The organism is Pseudomonas sp. F8002 (assembly GCF_013385495.1).
Classification (GTDB): Bacteria; Pseudomonadota; Gammaproteobacteria; order Pseudomonadales; family Pseudomonadaceae; genus Aquipseudomonas.
The window spans coordinates 63,093-83,380 of record NZ_JACAPW010000024.1 but is presented as its reverse complement, the minus strand read 5'-3'; the positions used below and the strand labels follow the sequence as shown (position 1 = coordinate 83,380).

Annotated in this window: 22 protein-coding genes and 1 other RNA gene; 11 read left to right on the top strand and 12 right to left on the bottom strand. The window is 62.4% G+C overall.

Features of this window, described 5'->3' with window-relative positions; genetic code table 11:
- The first annotated feature begins 109 nt into the window (after positions 1 to 109).
- Positions 110 to 517, top strand: coding sequence for a flagellar basal body-associated protein FliL (locus HX811_RS18290; protein ID WP_003213967.1), 408 nt, complete (start codon positions 110 to 112; stop codon positions 515 to 517).
- 118 nt (positions 518 to 635) lie between these two features.
- Here the strand turns inward: HX811_RS18290 and HX811_RS18285 are convergent, their stop codons facing one another.
- The 4 genes from HX811_RS18285 to HX811_RS18270 all read right to left on the bottom strand — a co-directional run bounded on the left by HX811_RS18285 (position 636) and on the right by HX811_RS18270 (position 6,028).
- Positions 636 to 1,754 (bottom strand): ABC transporter permease, encoded by a 1,119-nt coding sequence (locus tag HX811_RS18285; protein ID WP_177046796.1) that lies wholly within the window; start codon positions 1,752 to 1,754, stop codon positions 636 to 638.
- Position 1,755: 1 nt separating this feature from the next.
- The gene (gene rbbA, locus HX811_RS18280; RefSeq protein ID WP_177046794.1) at positions 1,756 to 4,476 is read right to left on the bottom strand and encodes a ribosome-associated ATPase/putative transporter RbbA; all 2,721 of its coding nucleotides are present in this window, start codon (positions 4,474 to 4,476) and stop codon (positions 1,756 to 1,758) included.
- On the bottom strand, positions 4,473 to 5,438 hold the full coding sequence (locus HX811_RS18275; RefSeq protein ID WP_003213963.1) for an HlyD family secretion protein: 966 nt from the start codon (positions 5,436 to 5,438) through the stop codon (positions 4,473 to 4,475). The genes rbbA and HX811_RS18275 overlap by 4 nt, the downstream gene beginning before the upstream one ends.
- A gap of 140 nt (positions 5,439 to 5,578) precedes the next feature.
- On the bottom strand, positions 5,579 to 6,028 hold the full coding sequence (locus tag HX811_RS18270) for an EVE domain-containing protein (RefSeq protein WP_003213961.1): 450 nt from the start codon (positions 6,026 to 6,028) through the stop codon (positions 5,579 to 5,581).
- A 196-nt stretch (positions 6,029 to 6,224) separates the two neighbouring features.
- Here HX811_RS18270 and HX811_RS18265 point away from each other — a divergent pair, with 196 nt between their 5' ends.
- Positions 6,225 to 6,374 carry a hypothetical protein gene (locus HX811_RS18265; RefSeq protein WP_003213959.1) on the top strand — a complete coding sequence of 50 codons (150 nt, stop codon included), beginning with the start codon at positions 6,225 to 6,227 and terminating at the stop codon, positions 6,372 to 6,374.
- Positions 6,375 to 6,381: 7 nt separating this feature from the next.
- On the opposite strand, the gene HX811_RS18260 is transcribed toward HX811_RS18265, so the two are convergent.
- The 4 genes from HX811_RS18260 to HX811_RS18245 all read right to left on the bottom strand — a co-directional run bounded on the left by HX811_RS18260 (position 6,382) and on the right by HX811_RS18245 (position 7,800).
- Positions 6,382 to 7,011, bottom strand: a complete 630-nt coding sequence (locus HX811_RS18260; RefSeq protein WP_177046792.1) for a 5-formyltetrahydrofolate cyclo-ligase — start codon at positions 7,009 to 7,011, stop codon at positions 6,382 to 6,384.
- Between the two features lie 56 nt (positions 7,012 to 7,067).
- Positions 7,068 to 7,246, bottom strand: a non-coding RNA gene (gene ssrS, locus HX811_RS18255) — 6S RNA.
- A gap of 30 nt (positions 7,247 to 7,276) precedes the next feature.
- Positions 7,277 to 7,594 carry a cell division protein ZapA gene (locus HX811_RS18250; protein WP_003213956.1) on the bottom strand — a complete coding sequence of 106 codons (318 nt, stop codon included), beginning with the start codon at positions 7,592 to 7,594 and terminating at the stop codon, positions 7,277 to 7,279.
- The gene (locus HX811_RS18245; RefSeq protein WP_003213954.1) at positions 7,591 to 7,800 is read right to left on the bottom strand and encodes a TIGR02449 family protein; all 210 of its coding nucleotides are present in this window, start codon (positions 7,798 to 7,800) and stop codon (positions 7,591 to 7,593) included. Before HX811_RS18245 ends, HX811_RS18250 begins: the two co-directional genes overlap by 4 nt.
- 139 nt (positions 7,801 to 7,939) lie before the next feature.
- Here HX811_RS18245 and HX811_RS18240 point away from each other — a divergent pair, with 139 nt between their 5' ends.
- The 9 genes from HX811_RS18240 (at position 7,940) to gcvH (ending at position 17,281) form a co-directional block, all read left to right on the top strand.
- Positions 7,940 to 8,497, top strand: coding sequence for a YecA family protein (locus HX811_RS18240; RefSeq protein ID WP_003213952.1), 558 nt, complete (start codon positions 7,940 to 7,942; stop codon positions 8,495 to 8,497).
- A gap of 20 nt (positions 8,498 to 8,517) precedes the next feature.
- Positions 8,518 to 9,840, top strand: coding sequence for a Xaa-Pro aminopeptidase (gene pepP / locus HX811_RS18235; RefSeq protein WP_102604084.1), 1,323 nt, complete (start codon positions 8,518 to 8,520; stop codon positions 9,838 to 9,840).
- Positions 9,837 to 11,024 (top strand): 2-octaprenyl-6-methoxyphenyl hydroxylase, encoded by a 1,188-nt coding sequence (gene ubiH, locus HX811_RS18230; protein ID WP_177046790.1) that lies wholly within the window; start codon positions 9,837 to 9,839, stop codon positions 11,022 to 11,024. Before pepP ends, ubiH begins: the two co-directional genes overlap by 4 nt.
- Positions 11,017 to 11,502, top strand: coding sequence for a DUF4442 domain-containing protein (locus tag HX811_RS18225; RefSeq protein WP_003213946.1), 486 nt, complete (start codon positions 11,017 to 11,019; stop codon positions 11,500 to 11,502). The genes ubiH and HX811_RS18225 overlap by 8 nt, the downstream gene beginning before the upstream one ends.
- A gap of 9 nt (positions 11,503 to 11,511) precedes the next feature.
- The gene (locus HX811_RS18220; protein WP_162835188.1) at positions 11,512 to 12,729 is read left to right on the top strand and encodes a 2-octaprenyl-3-methyl-6-methoxy-1,4-benzoquinol hydroxylase; all 1,218 of its coding nucleotides are present in this window, start codon (positions 11,512 to 11,514) and stop codon (positions 12,727 to 12,729) included.
- Positions 12,730 to 12,824: 95 nt separating this feature from the next.
- Complete coding sequence (locus HX811_RS18215; RefSeq protein ID WP_008438892.1) at positions 12,825 to 13,829, top strand: extracellular solute-binding protein; 1,005 nt, start codon at positions 12,825 to 12,827, stop codon at positions 13,827 to 13,829.
- Between the two features lie 161 nt (positions 13,830 to 13,990).
- A complete protein-coding gene (locus tag HX811_RS18210) occupies positions 13,991 to 15,607 on the top strand; it encodes an iron ABC transporter permease (RefSeq protein ID WP_177046789.1) in 1,617 nt (538 codons plus the stop codon).
- Between the two features lie 156 nt (positions 15,608 to 15,763).
- A complete protein-coding gene (gene gcvT / locus HX811_RS18205) occupies positions 15,764 to 16,846 on the top strand; it encodes a glycine cleavage system aminomethyltransferase GcvT (RefSeq protein WP_003213938.1) in 1,083 nt (360 codons plus the stop codon).
- Between the two features lie 51 nt (positions 16,847 to 16,897).
- Positions 16,898 to 17,281 (top strand): glycine cleavage system protein GcvH, encoded by a 384-nt coding sequence (gene gcvH, locus HX811_RS18200; protein ID WP_017476603.1) that lies wholly within the window; start codon positions 16,898 to 16,900, stop codon positions 17,279 to 17,281.
- A gap of 39 nt (positions 17,282 to 17,320) precedes the next feature.
- Here the strand turns inward: gcvH and HX811_RS18195 are convergent, their stop codons facing one another.
- The 4 genes from HX811_RS18195 to HX811_RS18180 form a co-directional block, all read right to left on the bottom strand.
- A complete protein-coding gene (locus HX811_RS18195; protein WP_003213934.1) occupies positions 17,321 to 18,463 on the bottom strand; it encodes a DegT/DnrJ/EryC1/StrS aminotransferase family protein in 1,143 nt (380 codons plus the stop codon).
- Positions 18,464 to 18,620: 157 nt separating this feature from the next.
- Entirely contained in the window at positions 18,621 to 19,292 is a 672-nt protein-coding gene (locus HX811_RS18190) for an outer membrane protein (protein WP_177046788.1), read from the bottom strand.
- 160 nt (positions 19,293 to 19,452) lie between these two features.
- The gene (locus HX811_RS18185; protein ID WP_008438896.1) at positions 19,453 to 19,770 is read right to left on the bottom strand and encodes a DUF2388 domain-containing protein; all 318 of its coding nucleotides are present in this window, start codon (positions 19,768 to 19,770) and stop codon (positions 19,453 to 19,455) included.
- Between the two features lie 69 nt (positions 19,771 to 19,839).
- The gene (locus HX811_RS18180; protein WP_008438897.1) at positions 19,840 to 20,286 is read right to left on the bottom strand and encodes an NfeD family protein; all 447 of its coding nucleotides are present in this window, start codon (positions 20,284 to 20,286) and stop codon (positions 19,840 to 19,842) included.
- Positions 20,287 to 20,288: the final 2 nt, after the last annotated feature.

Genomic DNA, 20,288 nt, shown 5'->3' with positions numbered 1-20,288 from the left:
GGGCAGGGCGACGGGTCAACGAGCATGCCCCGGCCTGATAAGTCGCCATAAGCTTGTGCTCAGGGCTGCTAGCGTTATGCTACTGGGCAACCGAATTGAGGAATGAACTGTGAAAGCGTGGATCCTGTTGATGCTGGCCCTGACACTGCCGACGGCAGCCCTGGCCGAAGAAGCCAAAGAAGGCGAAGCGCCGAAGGTCAGCTATATCAGCCTGAGCCCGCCGTTTGTCGGTAACTACGGCCTGGATGGCACCGCGAAGCTGCGGGTGTTCAAGGCGGATATCGCCCTGCGGGTTACCGGTCCCGAGGCAGCCGCTGCCGTGAAAGCCAACGACGCGCTGATCCGCAACCAGTTGGTGGCGCTGTTTACCCAGCAGACCAACGACACCATGAGCAGCGTTGATGGGAAGGAAAAACTGCGCCAGGAAGCCCTGAAGCAGACCCAGCAAGTGATGAACGACGAAACCGGCAAGCCGCAGGTTGAGGATCTGTTGTTCAACAACCTGATCATCCAGTAAGCCGGTCGCTTCGCGCCCTTCGCGAGCAAGCCCGCTCCCACATTTAACCGCATTCTCATGTTAGAACTCGGTCAAGTGTGGGAGCGGGCTTGCTCGCGAAGAGGCCCTGACAGACACCTCAGGAAGCCAGGCTCTTCCTGAACCGCGCCAACGCCACCGCAAAGAACAGCAACCCAATCCCCGCCAGCGCCAGCAAGTCCGGCCACACCACATTCACACCCGCATCCCGGAACAGAATCGCCGCACTCAGGCTCACAAAGTGCGTCGACGGCGAGCCCTGCATCACCCATTGCAACCACTGCGGCATGCTGTCCAGCGGCGTGCTGCCGCCGGACAACAGCAGCATCGGGATAATCACCGGGATCGCCAGCAGGCCAAACTGCGGCGTCGAGCGGGCGAGGGTGGCGAGGAAGATGCCGAGTGCAGTACTGGCAAACAGATACAGCGCCGTCACCAGCAAAAACAAAGTCAGCGACCCGGCCAGCGGCACGCCGAGCAAGCCTTTCACCACCACTTCCAGCGACAGCCAGGTGCACAGCACCACCACCAGCATGTTGCTCCAGATTTTCGCCAGCATGATTTCCAGCGCAGTCAGCGGCAGCACCAGCAAATGGTCGAGGGTGCCGTGTTCGCGCTCACGCAGCAGCGCGGTGCCGGTCAGCACAATGGCGAGGATGGTGATGTTGTTGACGATCTGGATCACCGCCAGAAACCAGCCGCCTTCCAGGTTGGTATTGAACAGCGCCCGGGTGGTCAGCAGCGCCGGCGCCTTTTGAGCTGCATCGGCCTGGCCGCCATAGGTCAGCAATTCCCGCTGGAAAATCCGCCCGATATACCCGGCACCCATGAATGCCTGGCTCATGGCCGTGGCATCGACGTTGACCTGCACCCCCGGCTGGCGCCCGGCCAACAGGTCGGCCTGGAAATTCGCCGGTACGTTGATCACGAAGGTGTACTGGCCGCTGTCCATCACCTTGTCCAGTTGGTCGTACGGCAACGGCACCGCCGCCTGGAATTCCGGCGGTTGCAGTGCTTCGGCCAGTTGCCGGGAAAGCGCGCTGTGGTCTTCATCCACAAAGGCCACGCTGGCGTTGTGCACGCCGATCACCGAGCCGGCGGCGGGCATATAGATGGCGACGGTAAAGGCGTAGAACAGGAACAGCAGCAACACGCTGTCGTGGCGCAGGCTGGTCAGTTCCTTGATGCCGAGGCGCAGGATATGGGCGAACTTGTGCATCTCAGGCCTCCTGCTTCTTGAGCATGATCAGGCTCAGCCCGGTGAACCCCAGGAAAAACCCGAACAGCGCCAGGCACTGTGGCCATAGCTGACGCAGGTCCAGGGCCTTGGTAAAGGTGCCCACCGCAATGTCGAGGAAGTAGCCCGCCGGGAACAACATGCCCATCAACGCGGCGGCGCCTTCCAGGGACGAGCGCGGCACGATCAGCCCGGAGAACTGGATGGTCGGCAGGCTGGTGATGATCATGGTGCCGAGGATCGCTGCGATCTGGGTGCGGGTGAACGCGGAAATCAGCAGGCCCATGCTGGTGGTGGCCAGCACATACAGCAGGCCGCCGAAAGCCAGGGTCACGCCGCTGCCCTTGAACGGCACGCCGAACAGCCAGCGGTTCATCGCCACCAGCAGGCCCAGGTTGATCAGGCTCACGGCCAGGTACGGCGCCTGTTTGCCCAACAGGAATTCCAGGCGGGTCAGGGGTGTGGCGTAGAAGTTGGTGATGGAGCCCAGTTCCTTCTCGCGCACGATCCCCAGGGCCGTGAGCATCGCCGGGATAAACGCGAGGATCAGCGCCATCACGCCGGGACCGATAGCGTTCACGCTGACCACGTCCTGGTTGTAGCGAAAGCGGGTTTCCAGTTTGGCGGCGGCTTGCTGATTCAGTGGTGTGCTGTTCAGTTCGGCCAGTTGTTGGAGGTTGGCCTGGTGCACGGCCTCGACATAATTGCGGCTGGTTTCCGCACGGAACGGCATGCCGCCATCGAGCCAGGCGGCCACGGCGGGTTGGCGGCCGGCGTAGAGATCGCGGCCGAACCCTGGCGGAATCTCCAGCGCCAGTTTGATCTCCGAGCGCTGCAGGCGTTTGTGCAGTTCGTTGGAGTCAGTGATCGGCGACTGTTCGGCGAAATAGCGCGAACTGCGAAAGGCTTCCAAGTAGGCCCGGCTTTGCGGCGTCTGATCCTGGTCGTATACGGCGAAGGCGAGTTTCTCCACGTCCAGGGAAATGCCGTAGCCGAAGATCACCATCATGAAAATCGCCCCCAACAGGGCGAAGGCCATGCGCACTTTGTCCCGCAGCAGTTCCTTGCCTTCGCGGCTGGCCACGGCCAACAGGCGGGCGACGCTGAACCCGTGTTTGCTGACGGGTGGGGCCATGGGTTCGCTGACGGTTTCGGAGGGCGCGGTGGCCGCTTCGGGCGCGCCTTGGGCCTGTTCGAGGCAGGTGACGAACGCCGCTTCCAGGGTTTCGCCGTGGAACTGCTGTTGCAGCGCGTCCGGCGTGTCGCAGGCCAGCACCTTGCCCGCGTGCATCAGCGAGATGCGGTCGCAGCGCTGGGCTTCGTTCATGAAGTGGGTGGACAGGAAGATCGTCACGCCCTGTTCCCGGGACAGTTCGATCAGCAGCCGCCAGAAGTCATCCCGCGCGGCCGGGTCGACGCCCGAGGTCGGCTCATCGAGGATCAGCACTTCCGGGCGGTGCAGCACCGCCACCGCCAGGGACAAGCGCTGGCGCAGGCCCAGCGGCAACTCGCCGGACGGCTGCTCGGCAACGTCGCCCAGGTCAAAACGCTTGATCAACTCGTCGATGCGCTGGCCGCTCTCGGCCTTGGGCAGGTCGAACAACTGCGCATGCAGCACCAGGTTCTGGCGCACGCTGAGTTCGCCGTACAGCGAGAAGCTTTGCGACATGAAACCCACGCGCTTGCGGGTGGCCAGGTCCTTGGCGTTTACCGGGTTGCCCAGCAGTGTGGCGGTGCCCTCGGTGGCGGGCATCAACCCGGTGAGGACTTTCATGGTGGTGGTCTTGCCGCAGCCGTTGGAGCCGAGGAAACCAAAGATCTCGCCCCGGCCAATGGCGAAGCTGACCTTGTTGACTGCCGTGAAGTCGCCGAAGCGCAGGGTCAGGTCGTGGGCTTCGATGGCGATGTCGGTGTTGTCGCTTTGCCGGGGCGGAATCACCAGCGGCTCGTTGTTATGGGCACTGTCGCCCTGGAAATGGGTGAAGGCTTCGTCCAGTTTGCCGCTGGGCGTCGCGGCGGCGAGTTCGCTGCTCAGGCCGTCGGCGATCAGCTTGCCGCGGTCGAGCATCAGGCAGTGTTCAAACTGCTCGGCTTCTTCCATGTAGGCGGTGGCCACCAGCAGTGTGAGCTGCGGGCGTTCGCTGCGTACGGTTTCCACCAGTTCCCAGAAGCGTCGACGGGACAGCGGGTCGACGCCGGTGGTGGGTTCGTCGAGGATCAACAGGTCCGGGTCGTGGATCAGTGCACAGCACAGGCCGAGTTTCTGCTTCATGCCGCCGGAGAGCTTGCCGGCAGGTCGCTCGGCGAAGCGTGCGAGGTCGGTGGCCAGCAGCAGGTTGTGCATGCGCTGGTCGCAATCGGCTTTTGACAGGCCGAACAGCGTGGCAAAGAACCGGATGTTTTCGCTGATGGACAGCTCGGGGTAAAGGTTGCCGCCCAGGCCTTGAGGCATGAAGGCGATACGCGGGTACAGGCTGTTGCGGTGGCGGCGGTCTTCGATGGAGCCGCCGAGTACTTCCAGCTCGCCCTGTTGAAGCTTTTTGACCCCGGCGATCAAGCCCAGCAGGCTCGACTTGCCGGCGCCGTCCGGGCCGATCAACCCGCAGCGTGTGCCGGCGGGCAGGCTGAAGGCGATGTCGATCAGCGCCTGTTGCTTGCCGTAGCGATGGTTGATCCCCGTGGCGTGCAGCGCCAGGCCGTTCATTGCAGGTTGGCCGGCCAGTCCAGGTCAGCGGTGCGCACATAGCCGGCGCCGGGCATGCCCGGTTTGGCTTGGGGCACGGCGCTTGGTTGGGTCAGGCGCAGCTTGACCCGGAACACCAGCTTCTGGCGTTCGTCGCGGGTTTCCACTTCCTTGGGGGTGAACTGCGACTTGGCGGCGACGAAGCTGATTTTCGCCGGCAGCGGTTGCTTCGGCAGGGCGTCGAGGACGATCCGCGCCTCACTGCCGACGGTCAGGGCGCCGGTTACCGAAGCGGGCAGATACAGGTTCATGTATTGGTCGTTGGGGTCGATCAGCAGTAACACGCGGCCACCCGCGCCGAGCACTTCGCCGGGTTCGGCCAGGCGCAGCTGGATGATGCCGTCGATAGGCGCCCGCAGGCTGCTGTCTTCGATTTCACTGGTGAGCTGGGCGACCTGGGCCTGGGCGGCGCCGATGGCGGCCTTTACCGAATTGACCTGGGCCTGGGCGGCGACCACGGCAGCGTTGCCGGTGTTTTGCCGGGCCTGCTGCTGGTCGATCAGCTGGCCGCTGGCGAAGCCGCGCTTGTACAGCTCCTGGGTGCGCTTGAGTTCCTGGCTGGCCAGCAGCTGTTCGCTCCGGCGCAGTTGCACATTGGCTTCGGCAGCAGCGAAATTCTCCCTGGCCCGCAGCACTTCAGCTTCGGCCTGGGCGCGCTGGGCTTCCAGGGTGCGGGTGTCCATGCGCGCCAGCAGTTGGCCCTTGAGCACCTTGTCGCCTTCGTCCACCCGCACTTCGGCGAGGCGCCCGGGGATCTTGGCGGCGATCTGCACTTCAGTCGATTCCAGCCGGCCATTGCCCATGCTCAAGCCTTCGGGCAGGCGGTCCTGGGTGGATTGCCAATAGCCGAAGCCGCCGGCGGCCAGCAGCAAGACAATCAATGGAATGGCGAAAAGATGGGAGGTACGGTGGTTCGTCGACATGGGTGCATCCTGCGGCGTTAGCGTCCTAGTTTGACCGATCCTGCTCGGAGGCCCTTGATGCGGGTCAAATGAAGCGCCAGCCTAACCCGGTTGGCGCGCAGATGCATGCGCCATGGGCGTGACCGCAGGGTTCTGCTGTTTCAGCGCAGGCCGAGTACGGCGGCCCATTGCTCGGCGGTGACCGGCATTACCGAAAGGCGGCTGCCTTTTTGCACCAGGGGCAACTCGGCGAGGGCGGTTTGCTGTTTCAGATAGCCCAGCCCCAGGACCTTCGCAAAGGTCTCGACGTGGGCAACATTGATCGCGCTCCACGGGTTTTTTTCAGGGCTGGCCTTGGCGTCGAAATAATGACTGTCGGGCTCCAGCGCGGTCGGGTCCGGGTAGGCTGCCTCGACGATTTTACCGATGCCGGCAATCCCCGGTTCCGGGCAGCTGGAGTGGTAGAAGAAGAACTGGTCACCCACCGCCATCGCCCGCAGGAAGTTCCGCGCCTGGTAGTTGCGCACCCCGTCCCACCGGGCCTCGCCGAGCTTTTCCAGGCCCTTGATGGACAGTTCATCGGGCTCGGATTTCATCAGCCAATAGGCCATGTTTTCGCTCCTCAAAAGTCGATTGGGAAAGTTGTCCTGCAATTTTATGACAAACCGACAGTCGGTTGGCGTCAAGGTTTGCGTGTTGGTTCACGTTAACGCAGAATGCCGGGGTTTTGAGCTTGACGCAGCTGGCACGGACTACTAATGGAACGTTGCTGTCATCGTGTGCAAGATGCCTGAAGGGGGGCAATCGATGAAACGCAAACCGGATTTACTATGGATTTTGGTTATTTTGTTCGGCCTGGGCGTTGTGACCACCGGCTATGCGCAGAGCTTGTGGTCGAACAAGACTGACGCACCGATTGAACTCGCACAGCAACAGCCGCAACCGTTCAAACGCTGACCCGTCTTCAAGGCGCTGCTGATTCCAGTAGCGTCTCTGCTATATACCAATCCTTATCGGTGACTGTGCCCTCAAGCGGTACATCCCAGCTTGCCTGTGCCAATCGTTCGACCTTCTGGCATTCATGGGCCAGGCCCAACAGCGTCGGCTTGCGCCAGGATTTCCGGCGGGCCATGTAGGCCAGGCTGCGGTCATAAAACCCGCCGCCCATGCCCAACCGTCCGCCCTCATCATCAAAGCCAACCAGTGGCAGCAGCACCAGGTCCAGCGCCCAGACCTTGCGTTGCCGGCCGGCATTTACCTGGGGCTCGAGGATGCGAAAACGGTTGGGCCTCAGCTTTTCGCCGGGGCGCACTCGCTGGAACACCATCTTGGTTCGCGGCCATGCACTGAGCACCGGCAGGTACGTCGCCTTGCCCCGGCGCTGTGCAGCGCGCAGCAGCAGGCGCGGATCGATTTCACCGTCCGTCGGTAGATACAAGGAGATGTGTTTGGCCCGGCGAAACAGCGGGTGCTGTGCCAGTTGCCGATACAGGCCCAGGGCGGCCTGGCGTTGCTCGCTTGGCGTCAGGGCGCGGCGGGCGTTGCGCAGCATGCGTCGAAGTTGCGGGCGTGAAAGCGGCGCAGGTTCGGTCATGGTTTTCGGCTCATAAAACAATGCCAGTCCTGGGACTGGCATTGGATTTGGGAATCAGGCTCCCCGACAGAACCGCTGTCGACTTAGCCCTTGAACCCGAAAGTTCAAGGTGGAAGAAACAGTAGGCTTTAAGGCTTTCCGTCTAGCGGACATGCACACCAGCCCAACGTGTAACTTCCAGGGTAGTGCGAATCGGCTCAGGGACATCGCCGACTGGCAAGCACGCCAGGGAGTGGGGCGAGTATACCCGAAACCGACGCTGCAATCAGCCCTTGGGTGGCTCTGGATCGGTAGAAAGTACCAGATCGACCCGCTCCAGCAGGTCGCGCACCTGCTCGCGCGTCGAGCCGCTGGCCTGCACGTCAGGCCGTTCCTGCTTATGCAGCAGATCGTGGGTAATGTTCAGGGCGGCCATCACGGCGATGCGATCGGCGCCGATGACTTTGCCGCTGCTGCGGATTTCGCGCATCTTGCCGTCCAGGTAGCGGGCAGCGCTCACCAGGTTGCTGCGTTCTTCCTGGGGGCAGATGATCGAATATTCTTTGTCGAGAATCTGCACGGTGACGCTATTGCTTGAACTCATGAGTCTTGCTCCAGGGCCTTCAGGCGCGAAATCATCGATTCGACCTTACGCCGGGCGATTTCGTTTTTTTCAATGAGGTGAGCGCGTTCCTCGCGCCAGGTCTTTTCCTGAGCTAATAGGAGTCCGTTTTGGCTCTTAAGTTGCTCGACCCGGTTAATTAGCAGCTCGAGTCTGGCCATCAGCGCTTGCAGGTCGGTGTCTTCCATTGGGTTCCACTGGATTTTGTCTGATGAATGGCAACTGCTGGATAAACGATCTGACGCCCTCGATAGTCTTGGTACGTCTGCCGATGCTAGGATACAGCGCTTCATTCTAGACATTGCGCCGTCTGGCGCCTAGCTCACCATGCCCATTCAGAACTCCCCGTACGATGCTTTTTCCAAACTGCTGAGTTCCAGCGGTCATCCTTGCTCGCCTGCCGAACTGCACGGCGTGCTGCTGGGCCGCAGTTGCACCGGTGTCGGCTTTGATGCCGACAACTGGCTGGCCGATGTCGCCGAGCTGCTGGAAACCGAGCCTACCGAAAACGTGCGCAATGCGCTCATCGGCCTGCAAGAGATGGTTAAAGGCGAGCTGACCGGTGATGACGTCACCGTCGTCCTGCTGCTGCCTACCGATGACGCGCCGCTCACCGAGCGCGCCGCCGCGTTGGGCCAATGGTGCCAAGGCTTCCTCCACGGTTTCGGCGTGAACGCCGGCGGCCTCGACCTGAGCACCGATGCCCAGGAAGTGCTGCAGGACCTGGCCGCCATCTCTCAGGTGCAAGACGCCCTGGAAGAGTCCGAAGACGGCGAAAGCGACTACATGGAAGTCATGGAATACCTGCGCGTCGCGCCGCTGCTGCTGTTCACCGAGACCCGTAAATCGGCTGAGCCCGCTGCACCCAAGCCGTCGCTGCACTAAGAAAGGAAGCCCATCTGCCCATGATCCATATCCCCAAAGCGGAATACACCCGGCGCCGCAAGGCGCTCATGGCGCAGATGGAACCCAACAGCATCGCCATCCTGCCGGCGGCCGCGGTAGCCATCCGCAACCGTGACGTCGAGCACGTCTACCGCCAGGACAGCGACTTCCAGTACCTGAGCGGCTTCCCGGAACCGGAAGCGGTGATCGTGCTGATGCCTGGCCGCCAACACGGCGAGTACGTGCTGTTCTGCCGCGAACGCAATGCCGAGCGCGAACTGTGGGACGGCCTGCGGGCCGGCACCGAAGGCGCGATTCGCGATTTTGGCGCCGATGACGCCTTCCCGATTACCGATATCGACGACATCCTGCCCGGCCTGATCGAAGGCCGCGACCGGGTGTATTCGGCCATGGGCAGCAATGCCGAATTCGACCGGCACCTGATGGAGTGGATCAACGTGATCCGCTCCAAAGCGCACCTCGGCGCCCAGCCACCGAACGAATTTGTTGCCCTGGATCATCTGCTTCACGACATGCGCCTGTATAAATCGGCGGCAGAAGTGAAGGTGATGCGCGAGGCGGCACGGATTTCCTGCGCGGCCCATGTACGGGCGATGCAGGCCAGCCGCGCCGGGTTGCATGAGTTCAGCCTGGAAGCGGAGCTCGACTACGAGTTTCGCAAGGGCGGGGCGAAGATGCCGGCCTATGGTTCCATCGTCGCCTCGGGGCGCAACAGCTGCATCCTGCATTACCAGCAGAATGACGCGGTGCTCAAGGACGGCGACCTGGTGCTGATCGACGCCGGCTGCGAGATCGACTGCTACGCCAGCGACATCACCCGCACCTGGCCGGTGAGCGGCAAGTTTTCCGCCGAGCAGAAGGCGATTTATGAAATCGTGCTGGCTTCCCAGGAAGCCGCCTTTGCCGAAATCGCCCCGAACAAGCATTGGAACCAGGCCCACGAGGCGACGGTGCAAGTGATCACTGCCGGGCTGGTGAGGCTGGGATTGTTGCAGGGTGATGTCGACGAACTGATCGCCAGTGAAGCCTATAAAGCCTTCTACATGCACCGCGCCGGCCACTGGCTGGGGATGGATGTGCACGATGTCGGCGAATACAAGGTCGGCGGCGAGTGGCGGGTGCTGGAAGTCGGCATGGCACTGACCGTGGAGCCGGGGATTTACATCTCGCCGGACAACCAGAACGTGGCGAAGAAATGGCGTGGCATTGGCGTACGCATCGAGGACGACGTGGTGGTGACCAAGCAAGGCTGTGAAATTCTGACCGGTGGCGTGCCCAAGTCCGTCGCCGAGATCGAAGCATTGATGGCGAGCGCCCGATGAGCCGGGTCAACCTGGCGATTATCGGCGGCGGCCTGGTGGGTGCCAGCCTCGCATTGGCCTTGCAGGCCGGGGCCAAGGCCCGGGGCTGGAAGATCGTGCTGATCGAGCCGTTTGCCCCCGGCGACAGCTACCAGCCGAGCTATGACGCGCGTTCTTCAGCGCTGTCCTTTGGCGCGCGGCAGATCTATCAACGGTTGGGCGTGTGGCAGGAAATCTCTCGCCGCGCCGAGCCGATCAAACAGATTCATGTGTCGGACCGTGGCCGCTTCTCTACCGCGCGCCTGTCGGCCATGGAAGAGGGCGTGCCGGCGCTTGGCTATGTGGTGGAAAACGCCTGGCTGGGCCAATGCCTGTGGCAAGGCCTGGACAAGGACGTGGTCAGTTGGCGTTGCCCGGCGGAAGTTACGCGCATGGAGCCGCTTGCCGATGGCTACCGCCTGAACCTCAATGACGAAACCGTGCTGGAGTGCGACCTCGCGGTGCTGGCCGATGGCGGTCGCTCAGGTTTGCGCGAGCAACTGGGCATCGGCGTTAAAAAGCGGCCGTACAACCAGAGCGCGCTGATCGCCAACATCACCCCAAGCGAGGCCCACAACGGCGAGGCGTTCGAGCGGTTCACCGACGAAGGCCCGATGGCCTTGCTGCCGTTGCCGGACAACCGTTGCGCGCTGGTCTGGACCCGCATCGGCATGGACGCCAAGCGCCTGGCCGAGCTGGACGAACGCAGCTTCCTGAGTGAACTGCAGGGCGTGTTCGGCTACCGCCTGGGCACCCTCAAGCAAGTCGGTGCGCGCCACCTGTACCCGCTGACGCTCGTGGAAGCGGAAGAACAAGTGCGCTCTCATCTGGCCGTACTTGGCAATGCCGCCCACAGCCTGCACCCGATTGCCGGTCAGGGCTTCAACCTGTCCCTGCGGGATGCCTACGCGTTGGCCGAGGCGCTGCTGGCCGGGCCGGCGATTCCGGGCGACCTGGCGACACTGCAGGCGTACCGCGAGCGTCAGCGCATGGACCAGAAGCTCACCGTCGGCTTCTCCGATCAAGTCACCCGCCTGTTTGGCAGTGCGCAACCGTTGGTCGCGCTGGGCCGCAACATGGGCTTGCTGGGCCTCGACTTGCTGCCGCCGGCCAAGCGCTGGTTCGCGCGCCAGGCCATGGGCCTGGGCACCCGTCCCGATGCGTGAGTGGCTGACCCGACGCCTGGGCAAGGCGCGGCTGTTGCGCTGGATCATGACCCTGTACCCGCCGTACCTCGGGGCCGGAGTTCGGGTGTTGCACATCGGCAGCGATTTCCGCGAGGTCAAGGTGCGCATGGGCCTGGGCTGGTACAACCGCAACTACGTCGGCACGCAGTTTGGCGGCAGCCTGTATTCGATGGTCGACCCGTTCTACATGCTGATGCTGATGGAGAACCTGGGCCGCGACTACATTGTCTGGGACAAGGCTGCCGCTATCGACTTTATCTCGCCGGGCAAAGGCCCGGTGTTCGCCGAATTTTCCATCGACCAAGCGTTGCTGGACGAGATTCGCCAGCACACCGCCAGCGGCGACAAGTATTTACCGCAGCTCAAGGTACAGATTCATGACGGCTCCGGCACCCTGGTGGCGCGGGTCGACAAAACCCTTTACGTGCGGCGCAAGCTGCAATCGAGACAGGCTTAAAGCATGGACATGCGCGCAGATGTGCTGATTGTCGGGGCCGGAATGGTCGGAAGCGCCCTGGCGCTGGCGTTGCAGGGCAGTGGCCTGCAGGTGCTGCTGCTCGACGGCAGCCCGCTGAGCGTCAAGCCGTTCGACCCTCATGCTGCGTTCGAACCGCGGGTGAGCGCCTTGTCGGCCGCCAGCCAGCGCATCCTCGAGCGCCTTGGCGTGTGGGACGGGATTGTCGAGCGACGTGCCAGCCCGTACGGCGAGATGCAGGTGTGGGACGGCAGCGGCACCGGGCAGATCCACTTCTCGGCGGCCAGCGTGCATGCCGAGGTGCTGGGGCATATCGTCGAAAACCGTGTGGTCCAGGACGCCTTGCTCGACCGCCTGCACGACTGCGACCTCGGCCTGCTGGCCAATGCGCGCCTGGAACAGATGCGCCGCTCCGGCGATGACTGGCTGCTGACCCTCGCCGATGGCCGCACCTTGCGCGCGCCGCTGGTGGTCGCGGCGGACGGTGCCAACTCGGCAGTACGTCGCCTGACCGGCACCGCTACCCGTGAGTGGGATTATTTGCACAACGCCATCGTCACCAGTGTGCGCAGCAGCCAGGTGCATCAAAAGACGGCCTGGCAGCGTTTTACCGACAATGGCCCGCTGGCGTTCCTGCCACTGGTGCGGGACGGGCAGGAAGACTGGTGTTCGATCGTCTGGTCGACCACCCCGAGTGAGTCCGAGCGCTTGATGGCGCTGGACGATGAAAGCTTCTGCCGTGAACTTGAAAATGCCTTCGAAGGCCGCCTGGGCAGCGTGATAAGCGCCGATCCACGGCTGTGCGTGCCGTTGCGTCAGCGCCACGCCAAACGTTACGTGGCCGAAGGCCTGGCATTGATTGGCGACGCGGCCCACGTCATTCATCCGCTGGCGGGGCAGGGCGTGAACCTGGGCTTCCTCGATGCGGCGGTGCTCGCCGAGGTGCTGCTGGCGGCCAACGAGCGCGGCGAGCGCCTGGCGGATGTGAAGGTGCTCAGCCGTTACGAGCGTCGGCGCATGCCGCACAACCTGGCGCTGATGGCGGCGATGGAAGGCTTTGAGCGGTTGTTCCAGGCCGATCAACTGCCGTTGCGCTGGCTGCGTAATGCAGGGCTGAAGGTGGTTGAGCAGATGCCGGAGGCCAAGGCGTTGTTTGTGCGTCAGGCATTGGGTTTGACCGGGGATTTGCCGGAGCTGGCCAAGGCCTGAGGGTGCTGTGCAACATCTGGTAACGGCTCCGTTGAGCGTTACCAAATGTGAGTCCTTATCATTTGCGCTCTTTTTGCAAATGAGAGACCGCACCCATGTTGGCACCCAAGCGCCTCCTGACTGCCCTGGCACTCACTCTTATCGGCAGCACCACCGTGCAGGCGGCCGATGAGGTCGTGGTCTACTCCTCGCGCATCGACGAACTGATCAAGCCGGTGTTCGACGCCTACACCAAGAAGACCGGCGTGCAGGTGAAGTTCATCACCGACAAGGAAGCGCCGCTGATGCAGCGCATCAAGGCCGAAGGTGAAAACGCCACCGCCGACCTGCTGCTCACCGTCGACGCCGGCAACCTCTGGCAGGCCGAGCAGATGGGCATCCTGCAGCCGTTCACCTCTGCGGTGATCGACAAGAATATTCCCCTTCAATACCGTTCTTCGGCCCATGCCTGGACCGGCCTGAGCCTGCGAGCGCGGACCATCGCCTACTCCACCGATCGCGTGAAACCGGGCGACCTGACCACCTACGAAGCCCTGGCCGACAAACAGTGGGAAGGCCGCCTGTGCCTGCGCACCGCGAAGAAGGTCTACAACCAGTCGCTGACCGCCACCCTGATCGAAACCCACGGCGCGGCCAAGACCGAGGAAATCGTCAAGGGCTGGGTCAACAACCTGTCCACCGACGTGTTCTCCGATGACATTGCCGTGCTGGAAGCGATCAACGCCGGGCAGTGTGACGTGGGCATCGTGAACACCTACTACTACGGCCGCCTGCACAAGCAGAAGCCGGACCTGGCGGTGAAGTTGTTCTGGCCGAACCAGGGCGACCGCGGGGTGCACGTCAACCTGTCGGGCATCGGCCTGACCAAGCATGCGCCGCACCCGGAAGCAGCCAAGGCGCTGGTGGAGTGGATGACCACGCCGGAAGCGCAGAAGATCTTTGCGGATGTGAACCAGGAGTTCCCGGCCAACCCGGCGGTGCCGCCGTCGGCTGAAGTCGCGACCTGGGGCAAGTTTGTGGCTGACACATTGCCGGTGGAAGTGGCGGGCAAGCGTCAGGCTGAGGCGATTCGCTTGATGGATCGCGCTGGCTGGAACTAAGTGCACGTTTAAAAACACCGCAACACAGTGTGGGAGCTGGCTTGCCTGCGATAGCATCACCGCGGTGTGACTGACACACCGAGGTGCGTGCATCGCGGGCAAGCCCGGCTCCCACACTGTTTTGTGGCGAGTTAAAAATATTATCCCCAGAGATCTGTTCCTTGGCCCATCCCGCCCAACGCCGCTGGTACCTGCCGGTCTTCACCGTCGCCGCCCTGGTGCTGCTGCCGTTGAGCGTGCTGTTGCTGTCGTGGCAGACCATCGACCATCAAATCTGGTCCCACCTGTGGGAAACCCAGATGCCACGTCTGCTGGGCAACACCTTGACCCTGGTGCTGGGCGTCGGTGTGGGCGTTACGCTGCTGGGCGTCAGCCTGGCCTGGCTGACCAGCCTCTGCGAGTTTCCCGGCCGGCGCTGGCTGGACTGGGCGTTGATGCTGCCCTTCGCGATTCCCGCCTATGTGCTCGCCTTCGTCTTCGTCGGCCTGCTGGACTTCGCCGGCCCGGTGCAAACCCTGCTGCGCGAATGGTTTGGCACAGGCTTGCGCCTGCCGCGTGTGCGCTCGACCAGCGGTGTGATCATCGTGCTGGTGCTGGTGTTCTACCCCTATGTTTATCTGCTGGCACGCACCGCGTTTCTCGCCCAGGGCAAAGGCCTGATGGAAGCGGCGCGTGTCTTGGGGCAGTCGCCGTGGCAAGCGTTCTGGCGGGTGGCCCTGCCCATGGCGCGTCCCGCCATCGGTGCGGGCGTGGCCCTCGCGCTGATGGAAACCCTGGCGGATTTCGGTGCCGTCTCGGTGTTCAACTTCGACACCTTTACCACCGCCATCTACAAGACCTGGTACGGCTTTTTCAGCCTCTCCAGTGCCGCGCAACTGGCCAGCCTGTTGCTGTTGGTGGTGATGCTGGTGCTGTACGGCGAACGCCGTGCCCGGGGCGCCAGCCGGCCGAGCAACGAGCGACCTCGCGGCAAGGCGCTTTACCATCTGCGCGGGTTCAAGGCGGCGGCCGCCAGTGGTTGGTGCGGATTGGTGTTCGCCTGCGCGTTCGTGATCCCGATGCTGCAACTGGTGGCCTGGTTCTGGCAGCGTGGCCGTTTAGACCTGGACGAGCGCTACGCCGGTTTGATCGTCCATACCCTGTACCTGGGCGGTATGGCTGCCCTGATCACCGTCAGCGTGGCCCTGGTGCTGGCGTTCGCCCATCGCCTGGCGCCCACCCGGGCCATCCGCTCCGGCATCAGCCTGGCCAACGTAGGCTACGCGCTGCCCGGCTCGGTACTGGCGGTGTCGATCATGCTGGCGTTCAGCTACCTGGATCGTGAACTGGTGATCCCGGTCTCCGGCTGGCTGGGGGGCGCCGGCAAACCGCTGTTACTGGGCAGTTTGTCGGCCTTGCTGCTGGCGTATCTGGTGCGCTTCATTGCGGTGGCCTACGGGCCGCTGGAAAACAGCCTGGCGCGAATCCGTCCGTCCTTGCCGGAAGCCGCCCGCAGTCTTGGGGTCAGCGGGCCGCGACTGTTTTGCAAAGTGTATCTGCCACTTTTGCTGCCGGGCACCCTGAGCGCGGCGCTGCTGGTGTTTGTCGATGTGCTCAAGGAAATGCCGGCGACCCTGCTGATGCGCCCGTTCGGCTGGGACACGCTGGCGGTGCGGATTTTCGAGATGACCAGCGAAGGGGAGTGGGCGCGGGCTTCGCTGCCGGCCCTGACCCTGGTATTGGTGGGGCTGTTACCGGTCATCGGGTTGATCCGACGTTCGGCGCGACGAATCGGTTAGGTGCCAGTCCTACGGCTTGAGGCTACAATGCGCGGCATTCGGTGCGGTCGATCTTTCAGATCGGGTTGCTGAACGCGGCTACAGGCCTTGTATTTCAAGGCGTGCGGCCCGAACGGCGACCGTCCGCACCTTCGCCACGCCCGGAAGGAGAAACCCATGGGACAGCGCACGCCTCTGTATGACCTGCATCTCGCCCTTGGCGCGAAAATGGTCGATTTTGGCGGTTGGGATATGCCTTTGCACTACGGCTCGCAGGTTGAGGAGCACCATCAGGTGCGACGCGACTGCGGGGTGTTCGATGTATCCCATATGACCGTGATCGATATCACAGGCCCCCAGGCCAAGGAATGGCTCCAGCATTTGCTGGCCAATGATGTTGACCGATTGCACGGCTGCGGCCGCGCGTTATACAGCGCCATGCTCAACGAGCAGGGCGGCGTGGTGGACGACATGATCGTCTACCGTACCGAGGGCGGTTACCGGCTGGTGGTCAACGCTGCCACCCGTGACCAGGACATGGCCTGGATGCAGGCTCGGCTCGGCAGCTATCAGGCCCAGCTCCGCGAGCGGCCCGAATTGGCCATGCTCGCCATTCAAGGCCCCCATGCCCGGCAAAAGATCGCTGAACTGGTGACCCAGTCCCGCGCCACCCTGATCCATCAGCTTAAGCCCTTTGAAGGCCTGGCTGACGGCGACTGGTTTATCGCGCGCACCGGTTACACCGGCGAAGACGGTCTTGAAATTGTCCTGCCGGCCGATCAGGCCCCGGCGTTCTTCAACGACCTGGTAGGCGCAGGCATTTCGCCCATCGGCCTCGGCGCCCGCGACACGCTGCGCCTCGAGGCCGGCATGAACCTTTACGGTCAGGATATTCACCAGGACGTCTCGCCCCTGGCAGCCAACATGGCCTGGAGCATCGCCTGGGAGCCGGCCGAGCGGGATTTCATCGGCCGCGCCGCCCTGGAAGCCGAAAAGGCTGCGGGTGTGAAGTCCAAGCTGGTCGGCCTGGTGCTGGAAGAGCGCGGGGTTTTACGCGCTCACCAGGTGGTTCGTATCGCCAATGTTGGCGAAGGAGAGATCACCAGTGGTAGTTTCTCTCCTACGCTAAGCAAATCCATTGCCCTGGCGCGTGTGCCGTCGGCGACTGCTGACCGGGCCGAGGTGGAAATCCGCGGCAAGTGGTACCCGGTTCGGGTGGTCAAACCGACGTTCGTGCGCCATGGCAAAACATTGATCTAACTTTTCCGGCGGGCCAATGGCCGCTGACATTTTTCCTTGAGGACACAGACTATGAGCGATATCCCTGCCGACCTGCGTTTTGCCGAAAGTCACGAATGGGCCCGTCTGGAAGCTGACGGCACCGTGACCGTCGGGATCTCGGACCATGCCCAGGAAGCATTGGGGGATGTGGTGTTTGTCGAGTTGACTGAAGTCGGTAACGTATTTGAAGCGACTCAGCAGGCGGGTGTAGTTGAATCCGTTAAGGCCGCTTCGGATATCTACTCGCCAATTGCTGGCGAAGTGATCGCGGTGAACGACGCCTTGAGCGGCGAGCCAGAACTGTTGAACTCCGACCCTTACGGCGCCTGGATCTTCAAGCTCAAGCCAAGCAACCCGGCTGAGCTGGACAAGCTGCTGGACGCTGCCGGTTACAAGGCTGCCATCGGCGAGTGATCCCGCTGCGGGAGCCGGCAACCGGCTCCCGCAAAGGTTTTATCCGCGTTTCAATACTGCTTTTACCGCCGCTACCGAACGCTCTACATCCGCCTTCGTCATCGCCGTGAACATCGGCAACGACACAATCAAACGCCCCACTTTTTCCGCTACCGGGAACATGCCTTCCTTGAATCCCTGCGCCTTGTACAAGCTCAGCAGGTGGATCGGCGGGTAGTGATAGCCAATGCCGACGCCATGGGCCTGCATCTGCTCCATGAACGTGGCGCGTGCGGGCAGGCCGTCCTGACGCTCCGGCAGTACCAGCTGGAACAGGTGCCAGTTGCTGTTTTCGAAGTCTGCCGGTGGCAATTGCGCACCGTACTGCGCTTCAAAATCACTGCCGAAGCATTCGAAATAGTGACGCGCCAGTTCCTGGCGGTGGGCAGTGATCTTCTCGATATGGGCAAACTGGCCCAGGCCGATGGCTGCTGCGATGTCGGTCATGTTGAACTTGCCGCCCAACACATCCACGTCGAGGCCATCGAAGCCGGTGCGGGTCACGCCCTGCAGGCGATATTTTTCCGCCAGGCGCGCTTCTTCAGCGTTGTTCAATACCAGGCAGCCGCCTTCGGACGAGGTGATGTTCTTGTTCGCCTGGAAGCTGAACGATACGAAATCGCCGGTAGCGCCAATGCGTTGGCCATCCCAGCTGGAACCCAGGGCCTGGGCTGCATCTTCGACGATGCGCAGGTTGTACTTGTTGGCCAGCGCGTAGAGCAATGGCATGTCCAACGGCAGGCCCGCCAGGTATACCGGGATGATTGCCTTGGTGCGCGGTGTGATCGCGGCTTCCACCTTGGCCAGGTCGATATTGCGGGTCACCGGGTCGATGTCGGCGAACACCGGTGTGGCACCGACTTCCAGAATCACGTTGGCCGTGGCTACCCACGAAATCGGGGTGGTGATGACTTCGTCACCAGGCCCGATACCGGCGATGCGCAAGGCAATCTCCATGGTGCAGGTGCCCGAGTTGAAGGTACGCACCGGGCGCCCCCCAAAATATTCCGACAACTGCGCCTCGAACGCCTGCACTTTCGGCCCGCTGGTGATCCAGCCGGAGCGCAGTACGTCGCCAACCGCCGAGATGGTGGCTTCATCAATGGTGGGCTTGGAGAACGGCAGAAAGGGCAGTTGGCTCATGACGTTGAAGGCATCCGTTTCAGAAGGCGATGAGAAAAAGCATATCAATGCCGGGCATGGTTGCACGGCTCGACTGAATATAGCCTGTCGTCTGTGAATGAATCGTCCCGCCTGAAACAAAAAATGCCGCCTCGGGAGCGGCATTTCAGCATCGGTGTCAGAAGGCCATGCGTGCCTCAAGAAACACGTTCTGCTCTTTGAGCTTGCCTTTGAGCTGTTCGTCCCGGGCGTTGATCCGATTGGCGAACGTGTTGTAGCCGGTCTCGATCCCGCCCATGTCCACGTAACGCCAGCCGGTACCCAGGGTCAGGGTTTCGCTGACCTTGGCATCCAGCCCCAGGCCAACGCTGTAGGCGAAGTTGTATTGGCGATTGCTGGCGAAACGGCGGGTGTCGTTGGTCTGGTAACCCTCGGCGTCAACCTGGGCCACGCCGACTCCCGCCATACCGTAGAACGACAGCCATTCATTGATCGGGATGTTTTTATAACCGTTGAGCATCAGGCGCTGGCTGTCGGTGCGCAGGCTGTTGACGTTGGCATTGAACGGTGCCCAATGGGATTTGAAGGTCGAGTGGCTGGGCATCGTGTATTCCCCCTCCAGGCGCCAGCCATCGGCAAAGGCATAGCCTACGGCGAATGAGCCGGTGAACGTCTTGCTGCTGTCGGGGGCTTCTACCCGGTGGGTTACGCGTGGGCTGGTCAGCAGTGAGCTTGAGAGATTCTGCCGGGCGCTGTTGAGCTTTGCCGACCCGTACCAGCTTTCTGCCTGGGCATAAGGCGTGGCAACCGCGGCGAGCAGCAGGGCGTAGGAGAGTTTTTGCATGGTCATCGATTCACTCAGTCTGAAGGGAATCGATAGCTTGTTGCCGGGTGCGCCTGCAACTCGACAGGACTTTTCCTGTTCAGATGCGGAATCGCCAGCGTCTGGCGTAGGAAATCAGGGCAAAAAAATGCCGCTCTCGAGGAACGGCATTTTTTATGCGGCGGTGTTACTCGGAAGCAATGGCGTTTTTCGCCAGGATTGCGTTCGCCAGGTCCATATCCGTGGCCTTGAGGCCAGGGTTATCGGCGCGGACTTTCTGCATCGCAGCTTCCAGGTATGGGCCACGGATGTTGCCGTCACTGGCGACGAAGCTACCGGCGTCGTCCTGGGCGGCGACCACCATTTTGTGGTCCTTGAAGGTCAGGTACGTCGAGCCGGTCGTGGCACCCGATGAGATGACATTACGCCAGAAGCTGTCGGCCATGGCTGAACCGACAGGAAGGGAAAGCACAGCGAGGGTTGCGACAGCATATTTTAGACGCATGATGGGTGACTCCGACTGGGTTATCTGAACAGTTTGATTGTAGATAGCCCAGCCGAGTTCCATGGATGACTAAACAGTTTCAACCTGCAAAATCACGCCTTCCTGACCAATGACACGTACGTGTGCCCCAGCCGGCGCGTCCGGCCCGGATGCCATCCACACACCGTCACCCACCTTGATCTTGCCACGGCCCTCGACGATGGCCTGATGCACCACAAAGGTGCGACCGATCAACTCGGAGCCGCGCATGTTCAGCCCCGGCTGGTCGCTGACCTTGGCGCTGCTGCGCTGGCGTCGCCACCAGTACACCGCCGTGAGGATCGACAACACGGCGAACAGCAGCAGTTGCCACTCCAGCCCCAGGCTCGGCACCAGGAACTTGATCACGCCCACGGCTGCCGCGGCGATGCCCATCCACAGCAGATAACCACCGGCACCGAACACTTCAAGGATCAACAGCACCGTGCCCAGTGCCAGCCAGTCCCAAAACGACAGGTGCTGCAGGAATTCCCACATGG

Excerpts from the sequence above, each read along its gene's own strand:
- HX811_RS18195 (WP_003213934.1), bottom strand. The coding sequence starts at position 18,463 with ATGAGCCAACTGCCCTTTCTGCCGTTCTCCAAGCCCACCATTGATGAA.
- HX811_RS18260 (WP_177046792.1), bottom strand. The coding sequence starts at position 7,011 with ATGACCGAACCTGCGCCGCTTTCACGCCCGCAACTTCGACGCATGCTG.
- HX811_RS18185 (WP_008438896.1), bottom strand. The coding sequence starts at position 19,770 with ATGCGTCTAAAATATGCTGTCGCAACCCTCGCTGTGCTTTCCCTTCCT.
- HX811_RS18275 (WP_003213963.1), bottom strand. The coding sequence starts at position 5,438 with ATGTCGACGAACCACCGTACCTCCCATCTTTTCGCCATTCCATTGATT.
- HX811_RS18270 (WP_003213961.1), bottom strand. The coding sequence starts at position 6,028 with ATGGCCTATTGGCTGATGAAATCCGAGCCCGATGAACTGTCCATCAAG.
- pepP (WP_102604084.1), top strand. The coding sequence starts at position 8,518 with ATGATCCATATCCCCAAAGCGGAATACACCCGGCGCCGCAAGGCGCTC.
- HX811_RS18285 (WP_177046796.1), bottom strand. The coding sequence starts at position 1,754 with ATGCACAAGTTCGCCCATATCCTGCGCCTCGGCATCAAGGAACTGACC.
- HX811_RS18265 (WP_003213959.1), top strand. The coding sequence starts at position 6,225 with ATGAAACGCAAACCGGATTTACTATGGATTTTGGTTATTTTGTTCGGC.
- HX811_RS18225 (WP_003213946.1), top strand. The coding sequence starts at position 11,017 with ATGCGTGAGTGGCTGACCCGACGCCTGGGCAAGGCGCGGCTGTTGCGC.
- gcvT (WP_003213938.1), top strand. The coding sequence starts at position 15,764 with ATGGGACAGCGCACGCCTCTGTATGACCTGCATCTCGCCCTTGGCGCG.
- HX811_RS18190 (WP_177046788.1), bottom strand. The coding sequence starts at position 19,292 with ATGACCATGCAAAAACTCTCCTACGCCCTGCTGCTCGCCGCGGTTGCC.
- ubiH (WP_177046790.1), top strand. The coding sequence starts at position 9,837 with ATGAGCCGGGTCAACCTGGCGATTATCGGCGGCGGCCTGGTGGGTGCC.
- HX811_RS18250 (WP_003213956.1), bottom strand. The coding sequence starts at position 7,594 with ATGAGTTCAAGCAATAGCGTCACCGTGCAGATTCTCGACAAAGAATAT.
- HX811_RS18215 (WP_008438892.1), top strand. The coding sequence starts at position 12,825 with ATGTTGGCACCCAAGCGCCTCCTGACTGCCCTGGCACTCACTCTTATC.
- HX811_RS18240 (WP_003213952.1), top strand. The coding sequence starts at position 7,940 with ATGCCCATTCAGAACTCCCCGTACGATGCTTTTTCCAAACTGCTGAGT.
- gcvH (WP_017476603.1), top strand. The coding sequence starts at position 16,898 with ATGAGCGATATCCCTGCCGACCTGCGTTTTGCCGAAAGTCACGAATGG.
- HX811_RS18180 (WP_008438897.1), bottom strand. The coding sequence starts at position 20,286 with ATGTGGGAATTCCTGCAGCACCTGTCGTTTTGGGACTGGCTGGCACTG.
- HX811_RS18220 (WP_162835188.1), top strand. The coding sequence starts at position 11,512 with ATGCGCGCAGATGTGCTGATTGTCGGGGCCGGAATGGTCGGAAGCGCC.
- HX811_RS18245 (WP_003213954.1), bottom strand. The coding sequence starts at position 7,800 with ATGGAAGACACCGACCTGCAAGCGCTGATGGCCAGACTCGAGCTGCTA.
- rbbA (WP_177046794.1), bottom strand. The coding sequence starts at position 4,476 with ATGAACGGCCTGGCGCTGCACGCCACGGGGATCAACCATCGCTACGGC.